The following is a 12,458-nucleotide window of genomic DNA, read 5'->3' as shown; positions in this document are numbered from 1 at the left end:
AAGATTTTTAGTATGTTTGTCAATTCATAAAAAAACATAGTTAGTAATGAAAAGATACTGTCAGACTTTAGACCTGAAAGACGATGAAAATCTTATCCAGGAATACACCCACTGGCATTCACCGGAACATATCTGGCCAGAAATTCCCCAAGGCATCCGAGCCGTTGGTATCCTGAATATGGAAATCTATCGTCTTGGCACGCGTCTGTTCATGATTGTAGAAACTCCCGACGATTTCGATTGGAACACTGCATTCGCCCGTTTAGCGACAATGGAAAAACAGGCCGAGTGGGAAGCCTTTGTAGACCAGTTCCAAAAAGCCGCACCAGGAAGCAATTCTTCCGAAAAATGGCAGCGTATGGAATGTATTTTCAAATTACCACAACCTAATAAATTAAATGAAGACAACAAATAAACAATCACTGGTTTCCGCACCAAATGGAAAAAACTATCTTATACCTTTCATACTTATTACAAGCCTGTTTTTACTTTGGGGATTTGCCCACGGACTACTTGACGTACTCAACAAACACTTCCAGGGCGTTTTTACTATGACAAAAGCCCAAAGCGGACTCGTACAATTTTCTACTTATATAGCCTATTTCCTCATGGCTCTTCCTGCAGGAGCATTTATGAAACGGTATGGATATAAAAAAGGTATCATCCTCGGGCTATTGCTCTTTGCAGGCGGTGCATTTGCTTTTATTCCCGCTGCCTTCTTGCATTCGGCTACCCCTTTTCTCATAGCTCTGTTTATCATTGCATGCGGCCTTTGCATACTCGAAACAGCAGCCAATCCTTACTCAACAGTTTTAGGCCCTGCCCAATCGGCTGCCCAACGCCTCAACCTTTCTCAATCATTCAATGGTTTAGGATGGATATTAGGTCCGTTAGTAGGTGGCTTGCTTATATTCGGTGCACCCGAAAATGATTCGTTCGCACTTACAAAGCCATATATATTAGTAGGCAGTATCGTATTGCTGGTAGCCTTGTTATTCATCTTCACCAAATTACCTGAAATAAAAACAGCTAACGACACCGCAATCTCCGAATCCGGCAAAAAAACATCAATTTGGAAACACCGGCAATTTGTTCGTGCCGTCATTGCCCAATTCTGTTATTGTGCAGCACAAACCGGAATATTCAGTTTTTTCATCAACTATGTTACCGAAACCGATCCTCAAACAAGCAACATCGAAGCCTCCCGGATACTGGCCTTCGGAGGTATGGCCTTATTTATGGTAGGTCGCCTTACTGGTAGCTTCACCATGAAATGGATGTCGCCAAACCATCTGCTCACATGGTTTTCGTTAGCCAACATAATCTGCATGAGCCTCGTCACCGCTACATTAGGCAGTATCTCCCTCTATGCCCTCTACCTATCCTTTTTCTTCATGTCTATCATGTTTCCCACCATCTTTGCATTAGGTCTTGAAGGTATGGGCGTATATACGAAAAAAGCCTCCTCCTATATTGTAATGGGGGTAGCTGGCGGAGCATTCAGTCCTATGTTGATGGGGTACATAGGAGAAGCCAATATGGCAATTGGTTTCTTTGTTCCATTAGTAGCTTTCATTTATATATTTTATTTTGCAGTCCGATGCCATAAAACAAATCCATAACAAAAAAGGGTAAGAACATTGTTTGTTCCTACCCTTTTTTCCTAGTCGGGATGAGAAGACTCGAACTTCCGACCTCCACGTCCCGAACGTGGCGCGCTAGCCAACTGTGCTACATCCCGTTGCTTTTATTATTACGGCTGCAAAGGTAGTAATAAAATCAAACCTGCAAATAAAATCTGCCATTTTTTTTCAAAAAACAATCCATCACTTCTCTCCCTTTTAGCACAATTCTATTTTTTTCCAACGAACTCTTGTAAAATTGAAAACAATGTTTACCTTTGCACCCGTAATCAAAACAAGGTGCCATAGCTCAGTTGGTAGAGCAAAGGACTGAAAATCCTTGTGTCCCCGGTTCGATTCCTGGTGGCACCACTTTTTAAGAAGGCAAAACGATGTAAATCCCTGAATTTCAAAGAAGTTCAGGGATTTTTTATTTCCAAGAACAGGCAAAATAAGTGGGATTGAAGCAGACGGCACGTCCTTATTCAAGGGACGGTTTTTAAAAGCCCGGAATGTTCCACAATAGAAGTGTTACTTCATTCTTTTACAGCACGTTGCGCTATTTTACATAACAGGGTTCTCGGTTCGATTCCCTAACTTGTATCATTAAAAATTGAACCGTATGGAAAGAAAAAGATTCAGCGTGTTGTTCTTCATCAAGCGTAGCAAACTGTTAAAAAACGGGGAAGCACCCGTGCGTGTGCGTGTCACTTATGACCGCTTATACGTGGAACTTCAACTAAAACGGAGCGTCAAAGTCCCACTCTGGTCGCAGGAAAAAGAGAAATCGACAGGTAAAGACCGCAATTCAGTAGAACTTAACCATTATATTGATGCCTTGCGTGTGAAGTTCTACCAAATCTATCAAGACTTGGAGTTGGAGGGAAAGATTATTTCTGCCCGTGCCATAGTAAACCGCTATCAGGGGAAAGACGAAACTTTCAAGACATTATATAATGTATTCAAGGAGCATAACGACAACTGCCGGAAGCTAATCGGGACGGACTATGCCGACATCACCGTAAGACGTTACGATAACTGCCTGAAATATCTCATGGAGTGTCAATTCATCCGCAGAAGCCTTACATTATGAGTATTCCGACAATAGCCGAAAAAAATCTCTGTTGCAATAATTGTTTCATTATATAAATAGTTATGTTACATAATATTACTAAAACAATAAACAGCCGAGTATAATTCCGTTTTGAACTCTACTCGACTGTGTATTAACAAAATAATGTAACAATAAAAGAATTATAATTCTATCCTCATTTTACAAATTTTGCTTTTTTCAAATATTCAATACTTTTATGTGCAGCCTCAAATATCTCTTCCATAATTTGTTCTGATGTGTATACACTGCCGTCAACGTTTGTCTTTTCACGCAATTTCTTTGGGGTTTCAATTTCGACCACATAATCATTCATCTTGTTTTTATAAAATTGCTTGAAAATATTTTCAAAGTCTATTAACCCACTTTCACCGATAACAAATTCATCTTTAATATGCAGGATTTGTATGCGTTTAGGATATTTTTGCAGGTACACTACGGGGGATTTGCCACCTATGGTACACCAATAAACATCTAATTCAAAACAAACCAACTCAGGGTCTGTATGCTCAACTAAATATTCCCACATGACATCATCGCTATCTTTTAACTTGTTGTATTCTGAAGCATGGTTATGATAGCCAAGTTTAAGTCCGTATTCGGCTGCAATTTTCCCCATTCGATTAAAGTAATCGCACATACGTTGTACTTCTGTCACCGTATAATTTACTTGATAACTTGGTATGATGAAATATTTTCCCCCACATGCTTTTTGAATCTCAAAAAGTTGACGCCAACGGTTCATGATTTCATTTTCTTTACCTATTTCTTCTTGAATACTGGAATGAGTAGAAATAATTTCTGCACCGGACTGATTACAAATTGATTTAAATTCATTAGCTGGCATTCCGAATACATTGGGATCGCCTCCCCATTGTACCAGTTCAAAAACATTATACCCCATACGTGTAAGTCGATTGATAGATGTTTGAGGGTCTTTTTTCATAGCATCCATAACTGAATAAAGTTGGATGCCAATTTTTTTATCTTTTGCAAATACTGCTTCAGACTTTATAAGTAGAATTGCTACAACAAGAATTGAAAATACTTTAAAAATACTATTTCTCTCCATATCCTATTTTAAATTAATAATTACTATGATCTATATCTTTTAGGTATAAAAAAATCTTCTTCTGTAAGATTGCACCTTTGAGCGATGCGCTTACAATAATCAAGTCTTCCTACCGTATGGTTTCGTGAATCGGAGCCAAAAACGAATTTTAATCCTGCTTTTTTTGCCATTAAAATGAAATCTTCATGTGGGACATGTGCTGTATCGTTTATTTCTATTGCAATATCTCTTGAACGAGCAGCATCAACAATTTGCTGTAACCTCTTCTTTGTCCAAAGGATGTCGTATTTCCTTTGTATGCAACAAGGGAGAAAAAGAGGACAAGCAAATACATCCAACGGCTCACTTCCGGTAAGAATATCCATGTAATGTTGCATGTTACGTTTCATAAATTCATCCGGGTCATCTATATATGCATCATATTCCCATAACATGATTGTTTCCCCATAGCCATTTCCTTTTGTTACAATTTGCGGATCCATAGCTATATAATCAGCCTGCGCTATTAATTCGGAAGATAAATTTTTCGACCATCCCGGACTCATAGGCTGCAAACCGATATAAACTGGATACGGTTTTATTGCGTTGATATATTCTTTTAATTGAGCATCGTTGGTAATACCCCACGGGGCAATATTTTCCATGACGCCGATTTTCATATTTAGCTGTTGGGATTTGGCAACAATATCCTCAATCGTTAGATTTTCGGAACGGTGAACATGTAAATCCATCATGGGGAACTTGAATTTATCCATTGTTTTATACTTCGAACTCTCCATTTCTGCCGCAAAATTTATATTCAAAAAAGTACTTGCACAGAGTAACCCGGATATTTGTAGAAAAGTTTTTCTGTCCATAATTTATGTCTATTCCGTTATTTCAATAAGATTATTTTCAGGTCCCTGTATACAGCTTTCATAATACCCATCACCTGTTTTCCGAGGACCACTAATCACTGTATACCCATTATTTCTCAATATATGAGTAAGATCGTCTACAACTTCTTTGCTACCTACAGAAAAAGCGATATGAGTATATCCACTTGGAAACATCTCCTTTTCCTGAATGAGGACTTCGGGACGATTCATGATTTCTAATCGTGAACCATCTGCAAAAGTTAAAAAATAGGTTCTTAATCCTGTTTTAAGATTATAATACATTTGATTGGCTTGCGCAGAGAAGAAACGAACAAAAAAATTTTTCATATTCTCTAAATCATGCACATACATCGCCATGTGATCTAACTTAATCATTGCTATATTTTTTGCAGGCAAAGTTAATTCATGGCAAATCTATATATTTGTTCCATTTTCCATAAAGATTGTCTTATATTTGCATATGTATTTATATTCTCTAATTACTTGCAACAATATAAATATAAAACAATGTTATTGGAAAAACAATCATTTTCGTATGATTACGTTCGACTTTCTCCCACAGAGCAAATAGGGCTGCATAGACAATCTTCATGGGAATTGACACTTATTGTCATAGGTTCCGGTATAAAACTTATTGGAGATACTACAGAACCGTTTCAAAGTGGTGAAGTCGTGATAATACCGCCTGAAATCCCCCATTGCTGGTATTTTAATGGCAATAATACTGATACAGAGGGTAAAATAGTAAACATCACACTGTCATTTACTAATGAATTTCTTGATCATTGTTCACTAAATTTTCCAGAACTGCACCAATATATTGAAAATTAAAAAAAAAATCAAGAAGCTCTAAAATATAATGATTCCCAATCTATAACCATCGCATCTATTTTAAAATCAATGTATAAACAAAATGATGTGGAACGCCTTTCCTCATTAATAAGATTATTAGCTATTTTGCCATTGGCAGATAAAACTCATACTGTAGGAAAGTATAAAGAGAAAGACAGGAAACAGGAACGACTGGACATGATACGTATTTTTGTAATTTGTAATGCATATAGGAATATTTCCCTTGACGATGTTGTTCGTCATGTTGGAATGAATAAATCGGCTTTTTGCACATTTTTCAAACAATCTATAGGAAAAACTTTCATTACTTATTTAAATGAATATAGGATAAAACTAGCTTGCCAATTATTAAAACAAGAAAATATATCAATATCAGAAATATGTTACCATGTAGGTTTTACTGACATTCCATATTTTAACCGTGTATTCAAGAAACACAAAGGATGTTCTCCTTCTCAATATCGTTGTGAGCAATAAAGTTGTAAAAACATCAATAATAAAACTTTATAACAGAATAATTATATTGGTAGTTTTTAAAGAACGAGAAATATAGGCTAAATAAAGCATTTTACTCGTTTCCAAATTGTTGCTCGTTACTCTTTGTTCTTTTTAAACAACTATTAATCAATAGATAATACTTTTGTTTCCATAGAAGATAATGTAGTTTTTGAAAATATAGTAAAAGCTAAAAAAAGTTCTTGGAAATATTGATAATTCTAAATAAATATCTACTTTTACACGCAGAAATCAAACCTAAGACACAAAATTGTGTTGAATGGTGCAAAGCTGTGAAAACCTTATTCAAAGGACTAACATCGTAATAAAGATATAACTTATTGAGAAATAGTGTTGTACAAACCGATTTCCGATTCCTGGTGGCACCACTTTTAAAAGACTTCAAATTTGGCTAATCTCTGAAAATTAAATACTTCAGGGATTTTCTTTTTCCCATAATCCGCATATTTTTGGCAAAATTACGCACTTCCGTAGTGCTAAATCGTGGACAATTTTAGTCTTGAAAAAATCTCCGGAAATTTAACATCCGGGGATTTACCGATTATTCTACTACAAGCATTTTATCATTTACCAAAACCTTGTTCGATTCAGTAACATATACATCTCTTACTATTCCATCTATCGGGCTTCGGATCTCGTTCTCCATCTTCATGGCAACAAGTACACACAAAGGAGTGCCGATTTTTACCTCATCTCCGGTCTTTACATAAACTTTCTGAATAACTCCCGGCAAGAACCCCGGAACATCCACTAAAGTAAGCAACGGAATATTAAATGCATCACAAAAGCGCACAAAACGGGCAGCTTTTACCGACGCATTTATGTCCAAAGTTCCGGCTAATGCTGCGGGCTGGTTAGCAACAACGCCAATCGTTTTTCCATTCAGTCGAATGTAACCGATGACAATATTTTTTGCATATTCTTCCTGCACTTCAAAGAAATTATTGTCGTCTGCCACAGAGAGAATCAATTCCTTTATATCATATGGTTGGTTCGGATTGGTGGGTACTAATAAATCCAATTGCGGATCGGTGCGGTTCGGACTGTCTGAAGTCGGCACAAAAGGAGGTTCTTCCATATTGTTGTTTGGCTATGCGATCTTCTCCGCCTCCTAACTCTGCCTGGTGGTTTAGAGACTTTAATTGTTCAATTCTTTCTTTCATGGTGCTCCGATATTTTTATCCTATAAATTTACAGGGCTTTATTATCAAAACATCCAAGAGTTGAATATAGTTCATCTATTATCCAATAGAAAGAATCTATTAAAGTGTTTTCTGCTAATAGATACTAAAATCCTGTGGCTTAATTACAATGCCAATACGCAACATGCTTTTGAACTTATTATAATCGAGTAAGCCTTCGCCATAGCCATTATAGTACTGAAGGAATAGATATTGGTTTTCGTTGTTATTAAATTTGTAACTCAGCTCCAACTGGGTATTAAAACTGAGCCAAGTCTTGCGTTTCGTCAAAATCAGACCACAGTTGAACCGTTTATTATTGGTACGGTAATTTACTGCCATTTGGAATATACCTTTATATTTCAACAAGTCTTTATTATACTTGCCATCGACAATAGGAATCCATGTACTAAACTGAGTTTCCCAATTATTATTAAGGACTACAGCTGCAGCAAATGTTATCCTGTTCCAACTTCGCGAAGCCGTGCTGTCTTTCCCATTAGATTCATGTTCCAGCATCAGATAACCTTTTCCTATATATTTATTATGATGTATAATAAGATGCCCCAATCCTATTCCGGGGTTAAAATTAAGGTCGCGCATGGGAAGAGAACTCTGGAAAACATTCCAAAAGGCTTTTTGTGTATATTGCAGGAAAAGATAAGTGTCAAAAGGTAATTTACTTTTAGTAAGACGCTGGGCAATACTCAACTGGAATTTCACATCCGAATTGGTTGCCGTAGGTTTATGCCCGATCGTAGTTCCGCCAATAAAATAGTTATCTTTAAACAAAGTAAAATAAGACATCTTATCCAATACAGCACGTACACTATCGGCATTATAACTTTCTTCTGGGTCATGTATCAGAACCTGGGAAAAAGCACCACCACAGAAGAAAAAAAGCAAGCATGTTAAAACGGTCTTTTTCATAAACAAACTTCAAGCATTTCTAATTTATCCGCAAATATAGGAGAAATGCCACCAGAATTTTTGGCTTAAATAACATGAGTTGTAGTCATTTCACCTACGATGTATTTATATAAACCAAAATTAAATAACTTAGTTCATCTTATTCGGCTTTTCATCATAAGGTAATTGAATAGAAAAACGGCTATGCAAATCCAAATATCCGCCCAGTTTTTCGGCAATAAGCGAGCAAATAGAAAGCCCTAAGCCCGTCCCCAGGTCTTCATCATTTTGTTTATATATCTCCATAAACAATTAAATCAAAAAGTTTCGGTGCTGTTATATTCTTTTATTTGTGTAAGTTTGCTCCATGAAAAATGTATATAGTTTTTACAAAGAAAATATAGAAGCCTATACACGGCGCTCGAACAGCTTAAAAAAGAAAATCCATCTAATGGGAAGCATCCGTTTAGCACTGGTTGCAGCGCTTATTTGTTGTATATGGTTACTCAGGAACGAAAGCCCGTTGTTGCTAACTATTGTTACAATTGCATTTATTATTCCTTTCGCTTTATTGATGTGGTATCACAATAAATTATATGCCAAGAAAGAGTATTCCGAAGCGCTAATCAAATTAAATACAAACGAACTGAATGGACTGGATTATGATTTCAGTGCTTTCGACGGGGCACCTGAGAAAAGTTCGTCCGAACACGATTTCAGCCTTGATCTGGATTTATTCGGCAACCGTTCCATATTTCAATCCGTCAACCGTACTGTAACAATATTCGGACGCGAACTTTTGGCAAGCTGGTTTATGAGTCCGTTGACACAAAAAGAAGCAATATTAAAGCGTCAGGAAGCCGTAAAAGAACTCTCCACCCTATCCGGTTTGCGACAGCATTTTTACGTGACCGGTATCAAACAAACAGGAAGCAAAAATGACCTGCAAATGCTCTCTACGCTGGTTAATGGCAAACTTATGTTTGCCAACAGTCCGTTATGGAAAGCCCTTGTATGGATTGTTCCCGGCTTATGGTTGCTTATCACTACCGCCTGCCTGTTGAATATCATCAGTTACTCCGTACTAAGTATATACTTGTTAATAAGTCTATTTATAGCTTATCTCCGTAGCAAGCAAATCAACAACCTGTATAATTCCGTTGATAAAATGAATAAGATATTCTCCATTTATTCAAAGTTGATGGAAAGCATTGAAGGAGATCAGTTTCAATCAAGCGAGTTAATATCAATCAGTAAAGAACTATCCCACACTGATGGGACGGCATCGCATACGATAAAGAAACTGTCCCAATATATCGGAGGATTGGATCAACGGTTTAGTGCTGCCGGAATCATACTTAACATTCTGTATCTACGTGATACGCGCTTTGCTATTTCTCTGGAAAAATGGAAGATGGAACATGCAGACCATATCAAACACTGGATCGATGCCCTTGCCCATTTTGACGCACTCAGTTCATTAGGAGGTTTTGCTTTTAATCATCCTGATTATATCTACCCTGATATTGCAAACAATTACTTCGAGATGGAAGGCAAAGCTCTCGGGCATCCTTTGTTAAACCGGGATGTTTGTATCAAAAACGATATCAACATCGAAAAAAGCCCGTGGTTCCTGATTATTACCGGAGCAAATATGGCCGGTAAAAGCACCTACCTGAGAACAGTCGGTGTCAACTATTTATTGGCCTGCATAGGAACTCCCGTATATGCAGAGTCGCTCACAGTTTACCCGGCAAAGATGGTTACCAGCTTGCGTACTTCCGATTCTTTAGTAAGCAACGAATCTTACTTCTTTGCCGAATTGAAAAGGCTGAAAATGATAATAGACCGCTTGCAACAAGGTGAAAAGCTATTCATTATTCTGGATGAAATATTAAAAGGGACAAACTCCATTGACAAACAAAAAGGTTCCATCGCTTTGATGAAACAATTAGTATCATACAAGACTTGCGGAATTATTGCAACCCACGATTTAGTACTTGGAAACCTCGAAAAGGAATTTCCGGAACAAATAAAAAATTATCGCTTCGAAGCTGATATAAAAGATGACGAATTATCTTTTTCTTACAAGCTGCGCGAAGGAATTGCCGAAAATATGAATGCCTGTTTCCTGATGAAGAGAATGGGAATTACCATTTAAAATAATCCATCCGAATGAAATCCAAACAGGCTTCAGTTATTTTTTCCCATATTTTGCCTTTATTCCCGGCAATTCTTTCTGAATATCGGCTATTCGATGCGAATCACTCGGGTGAGTACTCATAAATTCGGGCGTTGCTCCTCCTTTGCCTGCCGACATTTTCTGCCAGAAATTAACAGCCACATCCGGATTATATCCGGCCATAGTCATAAACACTAATCCCATATAATCGGCCTCCGATTCATGTTTACGCGAAAAGGGAAGCATCACTCCATATTGAGATCCTACTCCATACACAGTATTAGCCATTTGCTGTACAGCCGTACTTTTATTACTAACAGCGGCGCCCAGAATAGCAGCACCGTATTGAGTCATCAATTGCTGGCTCATCCGCTCATTACTATGTTTGGCAACTGCATGAGCCACTTCGTGTCCCAGAACAACAGCCAATTCATCATCTGATGAAACTAATGGCAATAATCCCTCATATACCACAATTTTTCCACCCGGCATACAAAAGGCATTGACCTGAGGGTCTTTTACCAAGTTAAACTCCCATTTAAAATTCTTAATCTCATTTTCCATGCCATTAGCTTTTAAATAGGTTTCCGTTGCAGCCGCGATCTTCTTACCAACACGCGTCACCATATCATTCTGCGACTTGTTTGCAGATTTCTTTGCCGTTTTAATATAATCATTGTATTGGGTCAGACTAGATGACAACACTTCCTGATCCGAAACCAATAAAACCTGTTTACGACCTGTCAGGGGCACACTGGAACAGCCCGCAAGAATCAACAGGGCACACAATAAACTTGCAACCTTTTTCATAACTTTTATCTTTTTGTTGTTTCTTCCAAATACAAAGATAATGTATCTTTGATAATAGTATAACAAAGAATCCGGGGGTTTGGATGTATTTTAAATCTCCCCGATCTTTTTCCAATTTCATCCCGATGATTTTGTGAAATCATCGGGATGAATAAATTATATCAAAAACAAGTACCAAAATGTATATTTATTCAATTATTCGATTTATATTTGCAGCCTGTTTGCATAAATATACAATATGAGTACTAAAAAAGAACGATTGGACGCTATTTGCCGCATCATACAAACGGAAGCTATAAGTAATCAGGAAGAATTGCTCAGATCATTGACATCAAGCGGATTTTCCACTACTCAAGCAACCCTTTCACGCGACATCAAGCAACTGAAAGTAGCTAAAGTACACGACGGGAATGGAAATTATGTATATCGTTTACCGGAGCATGCAGCACTTATGCAATCAGATCAAGATTTGGGTCATAGCCATCCTAACATCGAGTTTTCGGGTAATCTGGCCGTTGTAAAAACACGCCCGGGTTATGCAATGGGAATTGCTTCGGACATCGATACACATGCCCCGCAAGAAATATTGGCAACAATTGCCGGTGACGATACAATCTTGATCATTCCTCGCGAAGGCATTAGCCGGAACAGGATCATAAAAGCTCTATCGAATTTTATATAAGGTAACAACGGAATAATATCCGCACACAAACAAGTAGATTAAGAACAAACAAATACAATGGAACAAGGAGTAGAAATTGATGTTATGGTAGCCGATGCTTCACACGAAGTATATGTTGATATCGTTTTAGAGACAATAGAAGCTGCTGCTAAAGTACGCGGAACCGGTATTGCCAAACGTACACACGAATATGTTGCTCAAAAAATGAAGGAAGGAAAAGCAATCATTGCTCTTGCAGGTGATGAATTTGCAGGTTTCACCTACATCGAATCATGGGGAAATAAGCAGTATGTGGCAACATCCGGACTTATCGTTGTTGAAAAATTCCGTGGCCTGGGATTGGCAAAGCGTATTAAAGACGCGTCATTTGCCCTGGCCCGCTTACGATGGCCGAAGGCTAAGATATTCAGTCTGACTTCGGGCGCCGCTGTTATGAAAATGAATACAGCTTTGGGATATGTTCCTGTAACATTCGACGAACTGACAGACGACGATGCTTTCTGGCATGGATGCGAGGGTTGCATTAACCACCATATATTGATGGAAAAACAACGTAAATTCTGTATTTGCACAGCCATGCTTTACGACCCGGAAAAACATAAAGACAATTCAGAACACAAGAATAATAAATAAAACAATATAA

General features: G+C 37.7%; 14 protein-coding genes, 2 tRNA genes and 2 pseudogenes. 9 read left to right on the top strand and 9 right to left on the bottom strand.

The genetic code is table 11. The annotated features are described in order from the left end of the window. Positions 1-46 precede the first annotated feature (46 nt). Entirely contained in the window at positions 47-415 is a 369-nt protein-coding gene (locus tag C4S38_RS12960) for an L-rhamnose mutarotase (protein WP_103984052.1), read from the top strand. Next, on the top strand, positions 399-1,622 hold the full coding sequence (locus C4S38_RS12955) for a sugar MFS transporter (RefSeq protein WP_103984051.1): 1,224 nt from the start codon (positions 399-401) through the stop codon (positions 1,620-1,622). Before C4S38_RS12960 ends, C4S38_RS12955 begins: the two co-directional genes overlap by 17 nt. Positions 1,623-1,667: 45 nt before the next feature. On the opposite strand, the gene C4S38_RS12950 is transcribed toward C4S38_RS12955, so the two are convergent. After that, positions 1,668-1,741: transfer RNA gene (locus C4S38_RS12950), tRNA-Pro, on the bottom strand. Positions 1,742-1,921: 180 nt separating this feature from the next. Between C4S38_RS12950 and C4S38_RS12945 the strand changes: the two genes are divergently transcribed. Together C4S38_RS12945 and C4S38_RS12940 are read left to right on the top strand one after the other, a co-directional pair. Then, positions 1,922-1,994, top strand: a tRNA-Phe gene (locus C4S38_RS12945). A gap of 250 nt (positions 1,995-2,244) precedes the next feature. After that, a pseudogene (locus tag C4S38_RS12940) lies at positions 2,245-2,682 on the top strand (Arm DNA-binding domain-containing protein); the annotation flags it as partial. Between the two features lie 208 nt (positions 2,683-2,890). Here the strand turns inward: C4S38_RS12940 and C4S38_RS12935 are convergent. From C4S38_RS12935 to C4S38_RS12925, 3 genes are all read right to left on the bottom strand, one after another. Continuing rightward, positions 2,891-3,805: a sugar phosphate isomerase/epimerase family protein gene (locus C4S38_RS12935; protein WP_103984050.1), complete on the bottom strand. Its 915-nt coding sequence runs from the start codon at positions 3,803-3,805 to the stop codon at positions 2,891-2,893. Between the two features lie 23 nt (positions 3,806-3,828). Further along, a complete protein-coding gene (locus C4S38_RS12930; RefSeq protein WP_146059487.1) occupies positions 3,829-4,584 on the bottom strand; it encodes a PHP domain-containing protein in 756 nt (251 codons plus the stop codon). An 87-nt stretch (positions 4,585-4,671) separates the two neighbouring features. Continuing rightward, positions 4,672-5,058: a VOC family protein gene (locus C4S38_RS12925; protein WP_394340856.1), complete on the bottom strand. Its 387-nt coding sequence runs from the start codon at positions 5,056-5,058 to the stop codon at positions 4,672-4,674. Positions 5,059-5,190: 132 nt separating this feature from the next. Between C4S38_RS12925 and C4S38_RS12920 the strand changes: the two genes are divergently transcribed. Continuing rightward, positions 5,191-5,514: a cupin domain-containing protein gene (locus C4S38_RS12920; protein ID WP_103984048.1), complete on the top strand. Its 324-nt coding sequence runs from the start codon at positions 5,191-5,193 to the stop codon at positions 5,512-5,514. A gap of 69 nt (positions 5,515-5,583) precedes the next feature. Further along, positions 5,584-6,012: a helix-turn-helix domain-containing protein gene (locus C4S38_RS12915; protein WP_103984047.1), complete on the top strand. Its 429-nt coding sequence runs from the start codon at positions 5,584-5,586 to the stop codon at positions 6,010-6,012. Between the two features lie 580 nt (positions 6,013-6,592). Here C4S38_RS12915 and C4S38_RS16110 read toward each other — a convergent pair. The 4 genes and pseudogenes from C4S38_RS16110 to C4S38_RS15745 all read right to left on the bottom strand — a co-directional run bounded on the left by C4S38_RS16110 (position 6,593) and on the right by C4S38_RS15745 (position 8,447). Further along, positions 6,593-6,784 (bottom strand): biotin/lipoyl-containing protein, encoded by a 192-nt coding sequence (locus C4S38_RS16110; RefSeq protein ID WP_262497706.1) that lies wholly within the window; start codon positions 6,782-6,784, stop codon positions 6,593-6,595. Beyond that, positions 6,764-7,141: pseudogene (locus C4S38_RS12910) on the bottom strand (carboxyl transferase domain-containing protein); the annotation flags it as partial. The pseudogene C4S38_RS12910 and the gene C4S38_RS16110, both read right to left, overlap by 21 nt. A gap of 187 nt (positions 7,142-7,328) precedes the next feature. Continuing rightward, positions 7,329-8,162, bottom strand: coding sequence for a phospholipase A (locus tag C4S38_RS12905; RefSeq protein WP_099463443.1), 834 nt, complete (start codon positions 8,160-8,162; stop codon positions 7,329-7,331). Positions 8,163-8,291: 129 nt separating this feature from the next. Continuing rightward, positions 8,292-8,447, bottom strand: a complete 156-nt coding sequence (locus tag C4S38_RS15745; RefSeq protein WP_146059486.1) for an ATP-binding protein — start codon at positions 8,445-8,447, stop codon at positions 8,292-8,294. A 61-nt stretch (positions 8,448-8,508) separates the two neighbouring features. Between C4S38_RS15745 and C4S38_RS12900 the strand changes: the two genes are divergently transcribed. Beyond that, positions 8,509-10,302 carry a MutS-related protein gene (locus C4S38_RS12900; RefSeq protein ID WP_103984046.1) on the top strand — a complete coding sequence of 598 codons (1,794 nt, stop codon included), beginning with the start codon at positions 8,509-8,511 and terminating at the stop codon, positions 10,300-10,302. A 36-nt stretch (positions 10,303-10,338) separates the two neighbouring features. Here the strand turns inward: C4S38_RS12900 and C4S38_RS12895 are convergent, their stop codons facing one another. Beyond that, on the bottom strand, positions 10,339-11,133 hold the full coding sequence (locus C4S38_RS12895; protein ID WP_103984045.1) for a M48 family metallopeptidase: 795 nt from the start codon (positions 11,131-11,133) through the stop codon (positions 10,339-10,341). A 238-nt stretch (positions 11,134-11,371) separates the two neighbouring features. Between C4S38_RS12895 and C4S38_RS12890 the strand changes: the two genes are divergently transcribed. Both C4S38_RS12890 and C4S38_RS12885 read left to right on the top strand, forming a co-directional pair. Further along, positions 11,372-11,815, top strand: a complete 444-nt coding sequence (locus C4S38_RS12890; protein WP_099463447.1) for an arginine repressor — start codon at positions 11,372-11,374, stop codon at positions 11,813-11,815. Between the two features lie 57 nt (positions 11,816-11,872). Next, a complete protein-coding gene (locus C4S38_RS12885; protein WP_103984044.1) occupies positions 11,873-12,448 on the top strand; it encodes a GNAT family N-acetyltransferase in 576 nt (191 codons plus the stop codon). Positions 12,449-12,458 lie beyond the last annotated feature (10 nt).

The sequence above is a fragment of the Parabacteroides chinchillae genome (assembly GCF_900108035.1).
Taxonomy (GTDB): Bacteria; Bacteroidota; Bacteroidia; order Bacteroidales; family Tannerellaceae; genus Parabacteroides; species Parabacteroides chinchillae.
Note: the sequence above shows the minus strand (reverse complement) of the source record. Positions and strands in the feature narration are given on the sequence as shown.